15 protein-coding genes and 2 pseudogenes are annotated in these 17,478 nt (G+C 46.7%); 7 read left to right on the top strand and 10 right to left on the bottom strand.

Features of this window, described 5'->3' with window-relative positions; all coding sequences use genetic code 11:
* A pseudogene (locus D829_RS33920) lies at positions 1-197 on the top strand (hypothetical protein); the annotation flags it as partial.
* Between the two features lie 116 nt (positions 198-313).
* Here the strand turns inward: D829_RS33920 and D829_RS0117660 are convergent.
* From D829_RS0117660 to D829_RS0117645, 3 genes are all read right to left on the bottom strand, one after another.
* Positions 314-1,108 (bottom strand): SDR family NAD(P)-dependent oxidoreductase, encoded by a 795-nt coding sequence (locus tag D829_RS0117660; protein ID WP_017690246.1) that lies wholly within the window; start codon positions 1,106-1,108, stop codon positions 314-316.
* 208 nt (positions 1,109-1,316) lie between these two features.
* Positions 1,317-1,580 carry a YqkE family protein gene (locus D829_RS0117655; RefSeq protein ID WP_017690245.1) on the bottom strand — a complete coding sequence of 88 codons (264 nt, stop codon included), beginning with the start codon at positions 1,578-1,580 and terminating at the stop codon, positions 1,317-1,319.
* Between the two features lie 484 nt (positions 1,581-2,064).
* Complete coding sequence (locus D829_RS0117645; RefSeq protein ID WP_017690243.1) at positions 2,065-2,712, bottom strand: peptidylprolyl isomerase; 648 nt, start codon at positions 2,710-2,712, stop codon at positions 2,065-2,067.
* Positions 2,713-2,968: 256 nt separating this feature from the next.
* Between D829_RS0117645 and D829_RS0117640 the strand changes: the two genes are divergently transcribed.
* Positions 2,969-4,183: an MFS transporter gene (locus D829_RS0117640; RefSeq protein ID WP_017690242.1), complete on the top strand. Its 1,215-nt coding sequence runs from the start codon at positions 2,969-2,971 to the stop codon at positions 4,181-4,183.
* A 103-nt stretch (positions 4,184-4,286) separates the two neighbouring features.
* Here the strand turns inward: D829_RS0117640 and D829_RS31360 are convergent, their stop codons facing one another.
* The 3 genes from D829_RS31360 to D829_RS33755 all read right to left on the bottom strand — a co-directional run bounded on the left by D829_RS31360 (position 4,287) and on the right by D829_RS33755 (position 5,173).
* Positions 4,287-4,478 (bottom strand): hypothetical protein, encoded by a 192-nt coding sequence (locus D829_RS31360; protein ID WP_017690241.1) that lies wholly within the window; start codon positions 4,476-4,478, stop codon positions 4,287-4,289.
* Between the two features lie 39 nt (positions 4,479-4,517).
* A complete protein-coding gene (locus tag D829_RS33460) occupies positions 4,518-4,889 on the bottom strand; it encodes a hypothetical protein (RefSeq protein WP_017690240.1) in 372 nt (123 codons plus the stop codon).
* Between the two features lie 122 nt (positions 4,890-5,011).
* The gene (locus D829_RS33755; RefSeq protein ID WP_017690239.1) at positions 5,012-5,173 is read right to left on the bottom strand and encodes a hypothetical protein; all 162 of its coding nucleotides are present in this window, start codon (positions 5,171-5,173) and stop codon (positions 5,012-5,014) included.
* A 145-nt stretch (positions 5,174-5,318) separates the two neighbouring features.
* Here D829_RS33755 and D829_RS0117620 point away from each other — a divergent pair, with 145 nt between their 5' ends.
* Both D829_RS0117620 and D829_RS0117615 read left to right on the top strand, forming a co-directional pair.
* On the top strand, positions 5,319-5,600 hold the full coding sequence (locus D829_RS0117620) for a hypothetical protein (RefSeq protein ID WP_017690238.1): 282 nt from the start codon (positions 5,319-5,321) through the stop codon (positions 5,598-5,600).
* A gap of 153 nt (positions 5,601-5,753) precedes the next feature.
* A complete protein-coding gene (locus D829_RS0117615) occupies positions 5,754-7,652 on the top strand; it encodes a HAMP domain-containing sensor histidine kinase (RefSeq protein ID WP_017690237.1) in 1,899 nt (632 codons plus the stop codon).
* A 77-nt stretch (positions 7,653-7,729) separates the two neighbouring features.
* Here the strand turns inward: D829_RS0117615 and D829_RS31350 are convergent, their stop codons facing one another.
* Positions 7,730-7,972, bottom strand: coding sequence for an NHLP leader peptide family RiPP precursor (locus D829_RS31350; protein WP_017690236.1), 243 nt, complete (start codon positions 7,970-7,972; stop codon positions 7,730-7,732).
* Positions 7,973-8,026: 54 nt separating this feature from the next.
* Entirely contained in the window at positions 8,027-8,974 is a 948-nt protein-coding gene (locus D829_RS31345; protein ID WP_017690235.1) for a hypothetical protein, read from the bottom strand.
* Between the two features lie 219 nt (positions 8,975-9,193).
* Here D829_RS31345 and D829_RS31340 point away from each other — a divergent pair, with 219 nt between their 5' ends.
* Positions 9,194-9,931, top strand: a complete 738-nt coding sequence (locus tag D829_RS31340; protein ID WP_017690234.1) for a hypothetical protein — start codon at positions 9,194-9,196, stop codon at positions 9,929-9,931.
* Positions 9,932-9,986: 55 nt separating this feature from the next.
* On the opposite strand, the gene D829_RS31335 is transcribed toward D829_RS31340, so the two are convergent.
* A complete protein-coding gene (locus D829_RS31335) occupies positions 9,987-11,222 on the bottom strand; it encodes an acyltransferase (protein ID WP_017690233.1) in 1,236 nt (411 codons plus the stop codon).
* Positions 11,223-11,349: 127 nt separating this feature from the next.
* Positions 11,350-11,919: pseudogene (locus D829_RS31330) on the bottom strand (LCP family protein); the annotation flags it as partial.
* A gap of 339 nt (positions 11,920-12,258) precedes the next feature.
* On the opposite strand from D829_RS31330, the gene D829_RS0117585 reads away from it, so the two are divergent.
* Positions 12,259-13,998 (top strand): methyl-accepting chemotaxis protein, encoded by a 1,740-nt coding sequence (locus D829_RS0117585; protein WP_017690231.1) that lies wholly within the window; start codon positions 12,259-12,261, stop codon positions 13,996-13,998.
* Positions 13,999-14,339: 341 nt separating this feature from the next.
* Positions 14,340-17,333, top strand: a complete 2,994-nt coding sequence (locus D829_RS0117580; protein WP_026081249.1) for a glycoside hydrolase family 9 protein — start codon at positions 14,340-14,342, stop codon at positions 17,331-17,333.
* Positions 17,334-17,478: the final 145 nt, after the last annotated feature.

Genomic DNA, 17,478 nt, shown 5'->3' with positions numbered 1-17,478 from the left:
CACTGGGAGGACTCTTTTTTCTCTTTGCCGATGAGGTTCGCGATCTGGACTACCAGACGGCGCTTCAGCAACTGATGAGTTTATTTCTCGACATGTCTCAAGCGAAAACCAAAAGAACAAAACGGACGTTTTTTGTCAACTACAAGAATGGATTTCTGGTTTACCCAGCTATATCAAGGGTTTGTTTGGAGATTTGAGCTGCGAAAGTTGAGCTCTTTATAAATAAAACATCCCGCAGTAATCTGACCGGATCAGATCGCTTACGGGATGTTTGGGCGTTGTCCCTGAATGGGGCCAACTTATATTTATATTTTTATCCACGTAGCAGAGATTCCGCACCATCCACATAGATTCGTGTACCTGTAACATGAGAGGCTTCATCGGAAGCGAGGAACAGAACGAGGTTCGCCACTTGCTTCGACGTTCCAGGTTCGCCCTTGAGCGGATGTTCGTGACCCTCAGGGAATTCAACAGGAATCTGTACTTCTTTCAGATCATCCGACGGGTAGGTGTTATCATCAATGTTGGTATCGATGGCTCCTGGGCAGACGGCGTTAACACGGATCTTATAACGAGCCAGCTCCAGTGCAGCCATCTTCGTAAACGCAGTTTGTCCTGCTTTGCTGGAAGCGTATGCAGAGAAACCGATCCCTGAGAAGACCCGGTTACCGTTGATGGAACTGGTGATAATGATGCTGCCGCCATGTTCTTTCAGATGAGGGATGGCATACTTGACGGTTGCGAAGGTTCCGCGCATATTGATCTCCATCGTCTGGTCCCAGTCCTCGATGTCCATCGTTTCGATCGGGGCCATCGTCCCGTTAATGCCAGCATTCGCAAATATGATATCCAGTTTACCTGCTTCAGCCGCAGCCTGATTGATCGCCTTCTGCACATTATCCGGTTTGGAGATATCACATTCGATCACATACGCTTCTCCGCCAGCCTTTTCAATCGTCTGCTTGGTTTCCTCTGCATTTTCGGGTGTGCGATCCAGCATGTACACTTTGGCCCCATGCTCGGCGAAATGAATAGCGGTAGCTTGACCAATACCCGATCCACCTCCGGTTACAATCGCGACTTTGCCTTCCAAACGTTGTTCAGTCATCTCTGATCCCTCCGTATGGGTTAGATTATCGTTGTACGCTCTACTTCTACATACCCGGCTCAAGACTGGTGAATCATATGTGTATATATCAAAAAGAACAGGACCGCAATGCGGCCCTGTTCTGTGAGCAGATCATCTTCATGATCTGTCTGCTGTAATATTATTTTGGCATGTGTGATAGGAGACACCCTTAGGTCATGCCCGATACTTACTTATGTTTCTTCCAGTCCATTGCGCTGTTATTGAGCAAATATTCGAAATCGTTATCCCGGCGCTTCTGCTCCGCTTGGCGAGCTTCTTCTGCCTGCTGACGCTCCTGCTCTCTAAGAGCCGCCTCGGCAGCCTTGGCTTCATCCGCCTGTGCTTTCAGCTTCTCCAGCACATCACTGCTAAGCAGATCCTTCAGTGTTGTGGGTTTATCCTGTGCTACTGCTGTTTTGGGAGCAGGAGTGCGTTTTTTGGATTTTGCCATAGGAAAATCTCCTTTCCAAACATGAATCAGGTTCCATTTATCGTACAGTAGTCATAGTATATCAGGTTCCCGTAAAGCATTCCATGAATCTGCGGAACAAAAGCAGGAAAACGAGGGTTGCGTGACGAATGAAAACGGGTATAAAATCATATACTATTACCGATACTGCGACTATTCCCTGGAGAAAGGAGTCGTTGTTCGTGGAAGTAAACCGTGGTTTACTGAAAGGGCTTGCATGGGGCGTTGCCTTTAGCTGCCCGTTATGGATTGCGATTATCGGCTGGTTACGTTTGATGGGATGGATGTATTGAGGATGATGCCGGAAGAGGTCATTTTTTATAAAGTCATATATGTAACCGTTATCATTAAAATCAATAAATAAAGCTCTGCCTTGCGAGATTCGCGCAGGACAGAGCTTTTGTTTGTTTAGAGTTCATTACAAGTCATAACCATGTGATTATCATCCGTTTGGCAAGGATGTTAATTAAGGTACTTTTACCGGTTCTGGATACTCCAGACCGTGGGTGTCTACCGTAACTTTTTTCATAACTTGATCGGAAACCGGTTTGTCACCTTCACCTATTTCTTGAGCTGCAATGTTATCCACAGTTTCTATGCCTTCCGTTACTTTACCGAAGGAAGCATAGGCGTTATCCAAATGATCCGCGTCAGCTAACATGATGAAGAACTGAGAACCAGCCGAATCCAAATTATCTCCGCGTGCCATGGAAATGACTCCGCGGGTATGATTCAGGTGATTTTTGTGACCGTTGGATGTAAATTCACCCTTAATGGCATACCCTGGGCCACCTCGACCATTACCGTCTGGATCTCCGCCCTGAATCATGAAACCTGGAATAACACGGTGAAAGATTGTGCCATCATAGAAACCCTTATTCGCCAGTGAAATAAAATTGTTCACCGTATTGGGTGCAATTTCCGGATATAGCTCAATGACGATCTTCTGTCCATCTGCCATTTCAATAGTAGCTACCGGATTGGGACCCGTTGGTTCAACTGGAGCTGGTGTTTCTGTAGCGCCACTCGAAGGGCGTCCACAACCACTAATGACGATAAGTAGCATCGCGAGAACCAGCGAAACCACTGTGTTTTTTCTCCACCGTAAAGACATGAAAACGTTCCTCCTTGCATCTCTGCATCATATATTTTCTCCAAATCATATTTGGATATTTACCCAACTATCATACCGTTTTTGTGGACAGGATGGCAATGTAATACATGTGTTTGTGGTGAACAAGGGATGGCCTTCATGGAATGATGGGTGTAAAATAAGGAAAATGCTTCCGCATCGGGGACGTACGGGTCTGTTCCGTCCGCTCCAATACACGGCAGTCCCGGCGTCAGTAACGGAAAGGGCGTGCGGGTATATGAACTTCTCGTGGAAGCGCAATCTGGTCATATTGTGGATTGGTGTATTTTTTTGCAGCACCGCGTATTCGATCTCGATTCCATTTCTGCCCCTGTTTCTAAGTGCTGACTTGGGGGTTCGTGATCACCTGGAGTTATGGTCAGGACTGGCATTTGGCATTACGTTTCTCGCGAGTGCACTCGTGTCTCCGTTCTGGGGATCACTGGCTGATAAATACGGACGCAAACCTATGCTGATCCGGTCGGGATACAGCCTTGCCGTCTTGTATTTAATCAATTATTTCGTGCAGGACCCGTATTCGCTGATTGTTGTTCGATTGTTTCAGGGGCTGCTTGCAGGGTTTGTTCCAGCAGCGATTGCCCTGGTAGGCACGAATACACCTGAAGAGAAGACTGGTTATGCACTTGGTATTATGTCCACTGCAGGAGCCACTGGTGGTATTATCGGACCGTTAATTGGTGGCGTGGTAAGTCATTATTATGGCAACCGAAATGCATTTTTGTTTTCGGCTATTGTTGTGTTAGTCTCAGCAATCATCGCAACCTTCTGGGTAAAAGAAGAGAACTTCAACCGGAACAAAGCTCGTTCCCACGTCATGGATGACATTCGTGAAGCGAGAGCGAATCGTTTGTTTATGACGGTGCTTGGCATGATGGGTATATGTACATTCTCCGTCATGATTCTGGAGCCACTATTAACGGTCTATGTGATGGAGATGGGCGTTCAGCCGGATCGTGCCTCACTCAGCTCGGGTATTATTTTCTCAGCGGTGGGGGTAGCAACAGTTATTATGGCGCCGCGTTGGGGCAAGATTGGTTCAAGGATTGGATACGGTAAAGTGTTGATCATTGGACTGGTTGGTGGGGCCGTAGGGAATCTTCTGCAGTTCTTTACAACAGGTTATATAGCATTCGGCATTTTACGATTTGTGTATGGTTTATTCTTTGCCGCTGTATTTCCGGCAATTAACGCCATGATTGTGCAGGCTACCGCATCAAGTTTCCGGGGAAGGGCTTTTAGTCTGAATCAATCCGCTGCCCAGATCGGGACGATGGCGGGACCGATCATTGGTGGTGTACTTGGTGGCTGGCTGCCGATACGCTGGATTTTTATCATTAATGGAGTGGCATTGATCATCACTGCGATTGTAGCAAAGTGGTCAGGATTGGATCACAAACTGCCCGTGGCAAGTAAGGTTTCCCCTAAACGGTGATGCCGAATTGCAAAGAGAAAGTGAACTTACAGGTAACAAAAAAGATGACGCTGTGAAATTAACAGACGTCATCTTTTTTAAGTCTAATACGGATCTATATAAGTTAGTCATCCGAAGAGGGCTTACGAGAAGCCTTTTCTTTGGGAATGGCATGCTCGACCGCATCATGTTGATCCTCATCCTCAAGTGCTTCGGGGAAGGAGTTCTCAGTGAACAGTCCGAAGTCCGGGTCAATATCCCGTTCGGTCACGAGATTATCCGGTTCATGCACATGCTTTTGGCGATCTTCCTTCATCGTATATGCACCTCCTCATTCAGGATGTCATCACAGCTGTTAATGTCGCGGTGGAATGTCGTTCTCCGGTTTGGCATCCGCACCAGCACCATTAAGCAGATCGGTACCATGCAGCGCATCCGGATCGGGTGCAGCAGGGTCAACCGGACTGTTCGGTTGCAGAAGATCTGCATCCGGTACAGATTCCAGCGGTGTCTCAGCCAAACGTGAATCCAATTCCGGCTCGTCCACAGCGGTTGCGGCTAAGGGTGCCAGACCCGAATCTTCCGTTACAATCCGTCTGCCGGAAACTTCATCAAAGGTATCCATATCGCCTTCCGGGACTTCCGTCTCTGGCGGAATATCGCGGGACCTCTGGTAACGGTCATAATAGCGGTCGCTCTCTTCGTTACTAATTGGTTTGTCAGACATGAGTAACACTTCCTTTCATTATCGGTTGTCCAAATGCTTCTTACCCCGTAGTTACCCAAAGCGCTAGTGTGGTAATCTTGCACAGGTTATTATCTCCGGGTGTTCACTACGATATGAATGCCTTAGAATTTGGGGAATACGTATTTCACCAAGAAGTATAAGAATCCGAAAAAGATAATGATATATGCGGCATATTTAATAAATGTGGAAGCGACCATACTTGAATCCGATTTATGCTGAACATCCTTATGTTCCACCTCAACCGTACGATGGGGCTCATTCATTGTAATCATCTCCTTAGCGTGTTTGTTTGCTTTGAGAAACCATTACACCCGGAGCTAAGGATTGAATCGCAGCCACCGTTTTTACAGCTTTTCCTGTTTTGCCTATGTTATGATGAAGCTTGAATATGTAAGGGAGGGATTTCATGTGGACTGGTTCACACTGGGCAATATGATCACACGCATCCGTATCGGGCAAAAGGCGTCCACACCCGGGTTCTCCCGTACCGTCATCCGTCGTCCGGATGGTTTGTTTTGGGTAGGCGGTATATGGTCCGGGCAAGTTGTCCAGTTGCGGGATTTCCTTTTTTCCGACATATGGACCATCTATGATGATGAGGAGACAGAGCAGTGGCTTGAATTTCGCAGTCAAGTTGAACAGAAAGAACGGGAAATGATAGTGAACCAGTTCGAAGACTTGCGTGATTAATCGAATAACTTTAACAATAAAATGGAAATAAAACTATAAATCGACTTAAATGTGAAATTTCATTTTATCTCAAGAAGGTGACGTGACAAACGGTGGCGAATGATAAATGAGAGAATCTAAGATAGGGAAAATTAGAACTTTGAGGTGCTGTGAATGAAAAATGTGCCCAAAGCTATCGTCATCTTATGGATGAGTGTATTGATTATTCTAGGCATGCCACATGGGATAGTCTTTGCAACTACAGGAGCGGTTCAGCAACCTGTATCCATTACAGGATGGGAAGTAAAATGGGGGAACGTTGACGATCAAGGGTTCATCAGTGAGGTTAAGGGAGCAGACGAGATATGGGAAAAGCAGGGCAGCGATAAGTTAGAATATAGCAATACGGATCGATCGAATTCTTTATGGACTCGCCTGACCATTCCTGAGTTGAGTGAGGAAAGTTCAGCCATTCGATTTGAGAACATTAAAGGCAATCATATTGTTGTCTATCTGGAAGACCGCAAGGTCTACGAGAACTACCATTACAATTATGATAATAATGCTGTGTTGCTGCCCTTATCCAGCCAAAATTCAGGTGACACGCTCTATGTATGGTCGCAAAATGAAAAAGGCCGTCTGGGGATACAAGGTACTGTTCAGGTTGGACCTTATGCTGCGTTACAGGAGAAATATATTCATAACGGACTTATTGATGTAATTTTGGGCGCGACCTTTGTTTTCACAGCGATTACGATGCTGAGTTGTACGTTCTTCCTTGGCAAGTTCCATAAGGGATTATGGATCTCGCTATGCATCGTAATGGGTTCCATCGGCACGATGATCATCACGTACTCGCAATTTTTGTATACGTTCTATCAGGTATATGGTGACCTGTATTCCGTAGTCTTTGATCTGGCGATGCTGCTGGGTATGCCAGCGCTATGTTATTTTTTTGAACAAATTATCGGACCAGGACTGCATGGAATCTTCACCAAACTGCGAAAAATACTATTCATATATTCAGTTATCGCGGTGTTCTCTCTATTTATCTATGTTACTTCAGGTGGGCAATGGGAGATCCTCTACAATCTGCTCGTACAGCGTGTGGTTGGCATGGTGCTGGTCATTCTGCTGACAATCCTGTTGGTTGGTACCATCGCCAAAGCGCTGCAACGAAATCGGGAAGCTATGCTGCTTGCGACGGGATTCGGTACATTTGCCTTGATCAGTGTGGCTGAACTGTTGTGGTATTATCAGCGGAGTGGAACGTATCATCTGTTATGGTGGAAATGGTCCATGGTTGCATTTGTGATCTCGTTGATTGCCATTCTCGGAAGTCGTTTTGCCGAAAAACATACTAAAGTTCTAGAGTATTCTAAGGAACTGGAGCTGTTCAACAATGAGTTGCAGCGATCCGAAAAGATGGAGATTATTAGTGAATTGGCCGCTTCCGTTGCCCATGAAGTACGTAATCCACTTCAGGTGACAAGAGGGTTCTTGCAACTTATGACGGAACAGGAAGACAACAAAAATAAGGGGTATGTGCGAATTGCACTGGAAGAACTTGATCGGGCTTCGGGCATCATAACCGACTTTCTTACCTTTGCCAAACCTGAGTTTGACCATATTATCTCGCTCAATATCTCGGATGAATTCAATCATATTGAAGGCATTCTTGTACCGATGGCTAATCTGGAAGGTGGTAAAATCACCACCGACATTCCGCCAGATCTATATATTCGAGGCAATTCCTCGAAGTTCAAGCAGGCTTTTATCAATATTATCAAGAACAGTATTGAAGCTTTGCAGGGACAAGGCCAGATTGATATCTGGGCGTACAAACAGGATGGAATGATTAAGGTGCATGTCAGGGATAACGGAGAAGGGATGGACGAGGAAGCACTCTCCCGGTTGGGCGAGCCTTATTTCTCCAATAAAATCAAAGGCACAGGTCTGGGCATGATGGTGACATTCCGAATTGTCGAAGCGATGCAAGGACAGATCAGCTTTACAAGCACCAAAGGGGTAGGAACAGAAGCGGTTGTATCTTTTGCCGAGTTCGTCGATTGACGAACTCACAGAAGGATACAGCGGCTTTTTTTGTTCCTACCCCTAATTTCTTACACTACAAGATTAGCTCACCCGAATTAACTTCTCCAAGGTCCGCAATTCACATCATAATTTACTTTGGAAGGATTGGGAGGTATGACAAGCACATAGTCATTCTGCTGCTCCTCAACGGTACGCACCTGAATGTGCTCCGGGATTATGATACCGAAAGCTTCACGAAGCGCCTGCTTCGGATTGGAGTGCAATTGTTGTCTGAAGTGCTCGTCAGTCCAAGCCTTTTCAATAATATCCTCATGCAACGTTTTCTCTGATACCATCATCGTCAACATTCCCTTCATATTTAAAATTAAACTGAATCAGCTTAGTCCTTATGTTCAGAATCCCAACTGTTGCTCGCTAATCCAGTGATGAAACCCGCCTTGGAGGAGCCGTTTCTTCCGTTGTGTAATGTCCTGAATAGCTTGTACTAAAGTGCTGCATAAGTAAGAATTAAACGCCTCAAGATGCGATTTTCCTAAGTTAGACGATGTTAGTGTACGATTATAGTGATAAGCAATGTCTAGGTAAGAGTTCATGAGTTGTGTATTGTATACATTGTCATGTATACGTTCGCTTAGAGGATGAACTGGATAGTTGTGATTCAGTGCTGCGGATATGTGGGAGAGGTAGCTGTTGTAGTTTCCATGCACAGCATCTTGTTGCGTGTCTGTGAAGTCATCGGTCATCTGGAGTGTCATGAGTGTGATGTTGATGGCAGAACACACCGGGATTATCCGGTCGGACTGATTCAGAAGAAGGAGTGCACCAGTAGCTCCAATGAGCAGAGGGGCAGCCTTTTGCGCAATCAACAAGGGATCCTGTTGGAAATAATCAATGGAATGTTCACCCGTAACACTCACGGCCCAATCCACTACATATTGTCTGAAATAGACCCAGAACGTGGAGGAAGAATTGAATAATTCCGAGTAAGATTGAAGTGCATCCATGTAGTATAGATTACCCAGGGATAACTTCAATGTGGCATTCTCCGGTTGTTCATCCATCACGTCGTCCTGATTCAGAAAATATAACATGTGAATGAGACAGGCTGTACTTAATTGGTGTGCTTTCTCTGGGGGTAGTTTATCTGAGAGTTGCATCCAAAGTGGAATGATGTACCCGATGTAGCTGTGTCCCGAATCTCGTAACAGCGGATTAACCGAACGAAGCTGCTCTAATGCATGTCCTGACAAGGGTTCGGGATATTCCCGTACGAGTTGTTCCGCTGAAGCAAAAACAACCTCCAGATCGGATCTAAACGGATCTAACCAATCTCTCCGCATTATTACATATCGTCCTTCCTGCGTTAAGGTGACTAAGGACTGTTCGACTAGATCATGAAGTTACACTTAGTATAGCGGAAATAAACTGAAAAAAATAGGATTTTTTGTGATCAATTGTGAGAAAAATGATGACTTTTTGTATTTTATGGCATAAAAAAGTGGATTTTAGGCTCAAACTAGGAAGGCACAGGATTTCGACATCGGAAAGGCGGCAGAAAAATGAATTTAAAATGGAAAACATGGATGGCAGCCGGATTGGCAGCCGTAGTCATAACAGCAGCAACAGGACATGTAGCATTCGCTGATTCAACCGTACGGGTTGAGGAACATGACGAAGCGTCAAAAGTTTCTTCCTCCGGCAAACCAGCAAAGCCATGCATGCAGGCAGGACACGGTCTGTTCATGATTGGCGAGACGGCAGACTTGCTTGGGATTGGACTTCGGGATCTGAAAGAACAGATGGAACTTGGCAAGACGTTGTCCCAGATTGCGAAAGAGCGTAAGGGACTTAGTGAGGAGCAGTTATTGCAGAAGTTGAAGCCTACACTGGCACAGCGTCTGGATCAAGCTGTAGATGAGGGGTGCCTCACCAAGGAACAAGCTGCGGCCACGAAGGCGGACATGGATACCAAGTTGAAAAAGGTCATTAATACTCCGCTGCGTGATTTGCGACGTGAATTTGCCCACCATGGCAAACGTTCCATGGTAGATAAGGGCGAAATTGCCCGGTTTATTGGAGTGACCCCTGCTCAACTGCACGAGCAGCTTCAGGGAGGGAAATCCCTGGCTGAGATTGCTCAGGCAAAAGGCATTAGTGAAAGGCAGCTGGTGGACAAGTTGAAGGAACAATTAACGGGTGATCTGAAGAGATTTGTGAATCAGAAGGGCAACGTGCATCCAGCCCCGGGTCCCCAGGAACCTGTTCCTGGACGATCAACTTCGAGCGAAGTAAAATAAAGAAGAGCGTCTCCACAACGGGGACGCTCTTCTTGCTTCATAATGTCTCACTCGTTCACCGACTGCGGGTGGGAACAGGTGAGGGGCTTGGCTGGGGTGAGTTACTCTTATCCGCATTAACAGATGAATTAGGTATAGAACGTGGTTTGCGCATTAACCCTACGGTGAAGCGGGAGCCAGGAAGCTTGGATAATGCCCAACTGATTGCAAGAGCAATACCAACCGTTACAAGGAACGATAGCAACGTTACAGGCAGATGCCATCCACTGAGTTGAAGCGGTCTGGTTACATAAGCGATCGCGTAGATCACCAGTGCATGAACCAGATATCCACCAAATGAATAGCGGCCAATCCAGGATAAAAGGCGCTGAAACCGTGTATCTTTGCCCCGCATCAGTACAAGGAAACCATACATCATAAACATCTGAGCCATAATGATCAGGAATGTGGTTGGTTTCAGATAGGTGGAGATATTCAGATTAACAACATCCCCGGACCCACGCAGCACATCGTAACCAAGCCATATATACATCCCTATAAACAGACAGATCGTCCATGGCAGGATCTTCGTGGTCCAACTCCTCCAGCTATCCACTGACCAGGCACATACGGCACCCAGTAAAAAGTAGAACCAGTACATCACCCATGAATAGGAGCGATATTGCAGCAACGTTGACCAAGGCTCAGACATGGATTCTGTCCAGCCCCCCATATTATAGTAGGACCATTGCATAAGCAGGGCATAGAGTGCTGCTGCAAAGAGAATTAGCCCGATAATGACTTGCATGGGGGTGAAACGTGAGGCGTTCTGGATACGTCTCTGAATGGCTTTTGCTCCTGTCCAGAACAGGGGGAACAGAATATAGAACTGAAACACCATAATGACAAACCAGAGATGATATCCTGTCTGCGGGACAAACAGTTCACGAACAAGACTGCGAAAATCCGGTATGCCTGCAAGCCAGAACGCGGGGGTGAAGATACGGACAGAAAGCCAGTAGATCAGTGTCCATACGACAAACGGCATACAGATATCGCCAAATCGCTTTCGAATGAAGCGAGGATATTCCGGTTTGGTGTTCCGGTGATGGTAAAACAACATTACACCCGATAGAAATACAAACGTTGGCGTACCAAATCGGGTCAAATGATAAATCATAGTTAGCATGATGGAATCTGGTTGCTCAATATCCGCGCGATAGATATACTCAGCGATACTATGCTGCATGACGATTGCCAGAAAGGCAATGCCTCGCAGTTCGGTCCATTCCGCTATTCGCGTTTTTTTCACATTGTAATCCTCCCTCCAGGAACCGGAGTTCATCATATAAGGGTACCTGTTAAACATTAAGGCTGCATTAAATGGAGAAAATAGGTGCAAAAAAAGACGGCTTCGGCCGTCTTTTCTGTTGTTTGTTTTAGTTCTGTCCCTCTGATGATGGAGTCTCTGAGGACACGGCATCTTCTTCAAACAGTTTGTGAATGTAGGACTGGAGTTTGGTTACATCAACACCCAGCACCTGAGCTGAGCCGACCAGTTCATTGGTGAGTAGTTTGTTCGGTGGAATCTGCTGCTGATCAATATCGTTCACATGAATATCGAAGCCAAGTGATGCGAGTTTTAACATCTGAGTTGGACTAAGGTCCGTCTCAATATAGGGAGCGATGGCTTCCAGAATATCCGGGATTTTGAAGAGCGATGTGGTACTCTGCATCTTCTTGGCCAGCTCGGTCATGAAGATCCGCTGCCGTTCGGTGCGTGTAAAATCCGAGGTGGCATCATGACGGAACCGAACATATTGAAGGGCGGTCTTACCGTCCATATGTTGCAATCCTTTTTTCAAGTCAATGTCGTACATATGTTTATCTGCTTTACTGGTGTAATACATGTCTTTCTCCACATCGATCTCAATACCGCCTACCGCATCAACAAGTGCCATGAAACCTGTAAAGTCTGTGTAGACATAATGCTGAATGGGAATACCGATAACCATTTTTTAAGCATAATCTTCACCTTTCTATGATTGAACTGATATGTAACCCAAATTAGTTTAACAAAAAGAAAGCAAAATGTCCTCTTTGATTTCGTAACTTCGGTCAATGTGAGGATTGTTTGACAAATAGTTAGTGTATATTTATTGTGTAAAAAACTGGCCATGTTTAATTCAAAAAGTCTCTTATCTCTGGTTCTTCCAAAGATGGGAGACTTCTTTTGCGTTATGTTCGAAGTTACAAGAAATTTAGAGAAATTGAATTCTAACATCTACAATTCATGACGATAGGTGACGATATACTATAAATATGTATTATTTTGAGGAGTGGGACACATGGAAGACACACGGGGGAATATGTCGGGGAAATTGAAGTTAACGATTCGAGGCAAGTTACTGGCTGGTTTTCTGGCAGTCGTGGTTCTGATGATTTTTGTAAGCGTCTATGCGTTATTCCAGATTCATAGTATGTCTGGCAAGGCGAGTGAAGTGGATCAGACCTGGATGCCGAGTGTAAGCCTGTTGGGTAAGATGAACGGCGATGTTTCGGATGTAGAACGTTTGGCGCTTGCAATCATCGTGGAACAGAACGAAGAGGAAACAAAGAAGATGAATGAAGCATTGCAGCTGCTCCTCACCAAGATTGAAGATGAGCGCAAACAGTTGCAAACGTATTTTACAGGCAACGAAGCAGCGCTTAAGCTGTATAATGAGGATTTCAGTACGAATTATGATGCCTATCTGACTAAAATGCCTGGATTCATCGACTTGGGCCTGGACAACGATTATGAGGGGGCAAGCAAACTTCATACTGAGGCTTATCCGATGTGGTATACGGCAAACGACGCACTTGTCAAGTTAATTGACTTGGGTAATGAAGGTTCGTCAACGGCCACGAGTGAATCTGTTTTATTGGCAGGGAACACATTTAATGTGATTTTGGTAGTAACGATTTTGGCTTTCCTAGTTGCGATGTTTATTGCATTCTTCATTGCAAGCATCATCTCACGTCCAATCAAAAAGATGAATGAAGCAGCCATGGCTATTGCCAATGGGGATCTGACGGGTGAGACGATTGTACTGAAGAACAAGGATGAACTGGGAACGCTGGCCGCTTCCTTTAATACAATGAGTGGCAATCTACGCTCCATGATTGAATCGGTATCGATGACTTCTGAACAGGTAGCCGCTTCATCGGAGGAACTACTTGCAAGTGCAGAGCAGAATACCCAAGCCTCGGAACAGATTTCCCAGACGGTCGAGGAACTGGCTGTAGGTACGTCTGATCAAGTTGATATTGTGAAGCGTTCTTCACAGGCGATGAATGAGATGGCTCTGGGATCGGAGCAGATTGCCGAGCTTGCCCAAAGTGTATCCGTATCTGCTGTAGATGCGGCGAATCAATCTTCCGAAGGAAATATGATTATTCAGCAAGCGGTTGAACAGATGGGTTCTGTTCGAAATTCCATTGCTTCGCTTACTGAATTGGTTACAGGGCTGGGGGCACGTTCAGCAGAGATTGGAACCATTACCGAGGTAATCAACAACATTGCCCGGCAGACCAATCTGCTTGCACTGAATGCAGCCATTGAAGCCGCACGAGCAGGAGAGCATGGACGTGGTTTCGCCGTAGTTGCGGGAGAAGTGCGTAAGTTGGCTGAGGAATCTTCTACATCTGCGCAACGAATTACGGATCTCGTTCAATTGATTCAGAAAGATACGGATCATGCTGTTCAGGCAGTCAAAGTGAACAGCAGTGAGACAGAAGCAGGAATCGAGATGGTTACTGCGGCAGGACAAGCGTTCGAGCAGATCTCGGATGCGGTTAACAAAGTAGCGGGTGAAATCCAGGAAGTGTCTGCAGGTTCAGAGGAAATGTCGGCGAGTACAACTGAAGTTGTAGGATATGTAAGTCAAATCTCCAACATTGCTGGAGAGGCAGCGGGCGGGGTTCATAATGTATCTGCCGCAACTCAGCAGCAGTTGGCTTCGATGGAAGAGATTGCTTCATCCGCAGGTTCATTATCCAAAATGGCCGAAGAACTGCAGGAGCAGATTAACAAGTTCAAAGTGTAACCAATGAGATGTTCTGATACCCAAGGTGTACAGAAACATACTGACGGGATGGTCAGAATGCCATTCGATTTATACTGTTGATGATAGCAAGGGCAATAAGCTGTTTCTCTAACGCGTATATGCGTTAGAGAAACAGCTTATTTTGTCGCATGACGCAGAGCAGGTCACAACAATGTTATTTCAGAAGTCACCAACGCTTATATAGCAAGTTAAACAAACGACTATAATGGTAATTAATGGTGGAAGTTACACTGAAATACACCATGGGGAGGAGCGATATAAACTCGCAGTCCAGAGTAATGCATACGGAACATTGAAGAAGAGGAGATGAATAGTTGAATATGAAAGGGAGCTGGTGGAGACGAGTCGCCATGATCGCGTTATCGGCAGGACTACTGGCAGGAAGTTTATCGATGGGCACAGGAATTCGTAAGGCGGATGCGGCCGCCGGAAATCAAAACTATGCTGAAGCACTGCAAAAGGCCATTTACTTCTATGAAGCACAGCGTTCGGGCCCATTGCCGGCGAGTAATCGGGTCGAATGGCGTGGTAATTCAGGCATGCAGGATGGTGCTGATGTAGGCGTTGATCTGACCGGAGGATGGCATGATGCCGGAGATCACGTGAAGTTTGGTTTTCCGATGGCTGCTTCCGCAACGATGCTCGCCTGGTCTGTCGTGGAATACAGCGACGGATATGAACAGGCCGGACAACTGGAGGAGATCAAGGATAATATCCGATGGGCAACCGACTATTTTATGAAAGCGCATACGAAACCAAATGAATTATGGGGACAAGTCGGGGCTGGCAATACCGACCATGCCTGGTGGGGACCCGCAGAAGTCATGCAGATGAACCGTCCTTCGTTCAAGATTGATGCTTCCTGCCCGGGCAGTGATCTGGCGGCAGAAACGGCTGCAGCGCTGGCAGCGTCATCGATTGTATTTGCAGATGATGATCCGGCATATTCGGCCAGACTGCTCCAACATGCGAAAGAGCTGTATAACTTCGCAGATACATATCGGGGGAAATACACCGATTGTATCACTGATGCTGCAGCGTTCTATAACTCGTGGTCAGGATACGAGGACGAATTGGCATGGGGTGGCGCATGGCTTTATTTAGCTACTAATGATAGCGCTTACTTGTCCAAAGCCATTGCGGCTTCGGATCGGTGGTCTGCCAGCGGTGGTTCTGCAAACTGGCCCTATACGTGGACACAGGGCTGGGATAACAAAAATTATGGTGCCCAGATTCTGCTTGCCCGTATTACGTCCAGTTTGAACATGCCGGAGGCGACGAGATTCATTCAGTCGACTGAGCGCAATCTGGATTATTGGACGGTTGGAGTCAATGGGACACGAGTCAAGTATACGCCAGGAGGTCTGGCGTGGCTGGATCAGTGGGGCTCGCTCCGATATGCAGCGAATGCATCCTTTATTTCTTTTGTATACTCCGACTGGGTCAGTGATCCTGTGAAAAAATCAAGATATCAGAATTTCGCTGTCTCACAGATGAATTATATTCTGGGCGATAATCCGCGTCAGAGCAGTTATGTGGTCGGATATGGGCAAAATGCACCTCAACATCCGCATCATCGGACTGCTCACGGTTCATGGCTGAATAACGAAGATATCCCGGCTAACCATCGCCACATTCTGTATGGTGCCATGGTCGGTGGCCCGGATGCATCGGATGGATATACCGATGATATCGGGGATTACGTGAGTAATGAGGTCGCAACCGATTACAATGCTGGTTTTACCGGCGCACTGGCAAAGATGAATTTGCTGTTTGGTCAGAATCATCAGCCCCTGGCAAACTTCCCTGCACCTGAAGTGAAGGGAGATGAGTTCTTTGTGGAGGCTGCGATTAAATCATCCGGTGCCAATTATACGGAAATTAGAGCACAGCTTAATAATCGTTCCGCTTGGCCTGCCCGAATGGGAGATCAACTGTCTTTTAAGTATTTCCTGGATTTGAGTGAAGTGTATGCTGCCGGACGTACGGTATCGGACGTGCAAGTGACATCCTCCTATACGGAGGGGGCGACGGTATCCCAACCAGTTGTGGTGAATGCAGCCCAGCATATCTATGCCATTACGGCGAACTTCGGTAATACCAAGATCTATCCAGGTGGGGAAGGAAATTATCGTAAAGAAGTACAGTTCCGCATTACAGGCCCACAGGGTGCATGGAATGCCAGCAATGATCATTCGTTCCAGACGCTTACCACAGGCACTCCTGTGAAGAGCATATACCTTCCAGTCTATGATGCAGGGGTGAAGGTGTATGGACAGGAGCCTGGTGTTACACCAGTTACGGTTCCAGGCGCACCTGCTGGCGTGCAGGCTGTAGCGGGAAGCAGTCAGGTTAACCTGACCTGGGCGGCTGTATCCGGGGCCGAATCGTATACTGTGAAGCGTTCCGAGGTGAGTGGAGGACCATATACAACTGTCGCAACAGGTGTTAATGGGTTGACCTATACAAACTCGGGACTGATCAACGGGACAGCTTATTATTATGTAGTAACTGCCGTGAATTCAGCAGGGGAATCATCGGGTTCTGTACAGGTGTCGGCTACCCCGCAAGCAGCTTCGACGGTGCCGGGAGCACTGACTTTAAGTGGGACAGCTGGTAATGCGCAGTCGGTCCTGACTTGGACAGCAGCCTCGGGTGCTACTAGCTATAAGGTACAACGTTCGGTGGCAGGCGGGACATATGCAGATGTGGCAACCGGATTGTCCGTGTTGACTTACACCGATACCACAGCGCTGAATGGCACCACGTACAATTACCGGATTGCAGCTGTGAATGCGAACGGACAGACACTGTCCAATGTCTTGGCACTGACGCCTTCGGCACCTCCGGTGACGACCGGTACACTCGAAGTGCAGTACCGCAGCGGAGGGTCCGGGAATTCAAGTAATGCGGTGACTCCGCAGTTCACCGTGAAGAATACCGGAACACAGGCGATTGATCTCAGTACCGTGAAGATCCGATATTATTTCACCAAGGATGGGGCGGATCAAATGACCTTCTGGTGTGATTATGCCGAGATGGGCACGGCCAATGTTGAAGGTACATTTGGCGCAGTGAATCCGGCGAAGGGTACCGCAGATACGTATCTGGAGATTAGCTTCAAGTCCGGAGCAGGCAGTTTGGCCGCTGGAGCAGAGACCGGCGTGATTCAAGCACGCTTTTCCAAAAATAACTGGAGCAATTTCGATCAAAGTAATGATTATTCCTATGATGCTTCCAAGACGGCTTTTGCCGCATGGAACAAGGTAACCGGGTATCAGGGAAACACCAAAGTGTGGGGCTTGGAGCCGTAACTAGCTCAATTATAACCCAAAGAGCAGCATGTGCAGACCAACAGCGTTTTAGAGGTTGTTCAAAAAGTTCGCTTTTGATTACGAAGGATGCCTAGTGGCATCATCAGCATCGAATATGGAATTCAGCCGAAATGTCCGTTGCTCA

It is taken from the genome of Paenibacillus sp. PAMC 26794 (genome assembly GCF_000316035.1).
Taxonomy (GTDB): Bacteria; Bacillota; Bacilli; order Paenibacillales; family Paenibacillaceae; genus Paenibacillus.
The sequence above is the reverse complement of the archived record's forward strand: the minus strand, read 5'-3'. Positions and strand labels throughout refer to the sequence as shown.

Excerpts from the sequence above, each read along its gene's own strand:
- D829_RS31360 (WP_017690241.1), bottom strand. The coding sequence starts at position 4,478 with ATGAAGGAAGATCGCCAAAAGCATGTGCATGAACCGGATAATCTCGTG.
- D829_RS0117580 (WP_026081249.1), top strand. The coding sequence starts at position 14,340 with ATGAAAGGGAGCTGGTGGAGACGAGTCGCCATGATCGCGTTATCGGCA.
- D829_RS0117645 (WP_017690243.1), bottom strand. The coding sequence starts at position 2,712 with ATGTCTTTACGGTGGAGAAAAAACACAGTGGTTTCGCTGGTTCTCGCG.
- D829_RS33755 (WP_017690239.1), bottom strand. The coding sequence starts at position 5,173 with ATGAATGAGCCCCATCGTACGGTTGAGGTGGAACATAAGGATGTTCAG.
- D829_RS0117660 (WP_017690246.1), bottom strand. The coding sequence starts at position 1,108 with ATGACTGAACAACGTTTGGAAGGCAAAGTCGCGATTGTAACCGGAGGT.
- D829_RS33460 (WP_017690240.1), bottom strand. The coding sequence starts at position 4,889 with ATGTCTGACAAACCAATTAGTAACGAAGAGAGCGACCGCTATTATGAC.
- D829_RS0117640 (WP_017690242.1), top strand. The coding sequence starts at position 2,969 with ATGAACTTCTCGTGGAAGCGCAATCTGGTCATATTGTGGATTGGTGTA.
- D829_RS31350 (WP_017690236.1), bottom strand. The coding sequence starts at position 7,972 with ATGATGGTATCAGAGAAAACGTTGCATGAGGATATTATTGAAAAGGCT.
- D829_RS31345 (WP_017690235.1), bottom strand. The coding sequence starts at position 8,974 with ATGCGGAGAGATTGGTTAGATCCGTTTAGATCCGATCTGGAGGTTGTT.
- D829_RS0117585 (WP_017690231.1), top strand. The coding sequence starts at position 12,259 with ATGGAAGACACACGGGGGAATATGTCGGGGAAATTGAAGTTAACGATT.
- D829_RS31340 (WP_017690234.1), top strand. The coding sequence starts at position 9,194 with ATGAATTTAAAATGGAAAACATGGATGGCAGCCGGATTGGCAGCCGTA.
- D829_RS0117655 (WP_017690245.1), bottom strand. The coding sequence starts at position 1,580 with ATGGCAAAATCCAAAAAACGCACTCCTGCTCCCAAAACAGCAGTAGCA.
- D829_RS0117615 (WP_017690237.1), top strand. The coding sequence starts at position 5,754 with ATGAAAAATGTGCCCAAAGCTATCGTCATCTTATGGATGAGTGTATTG.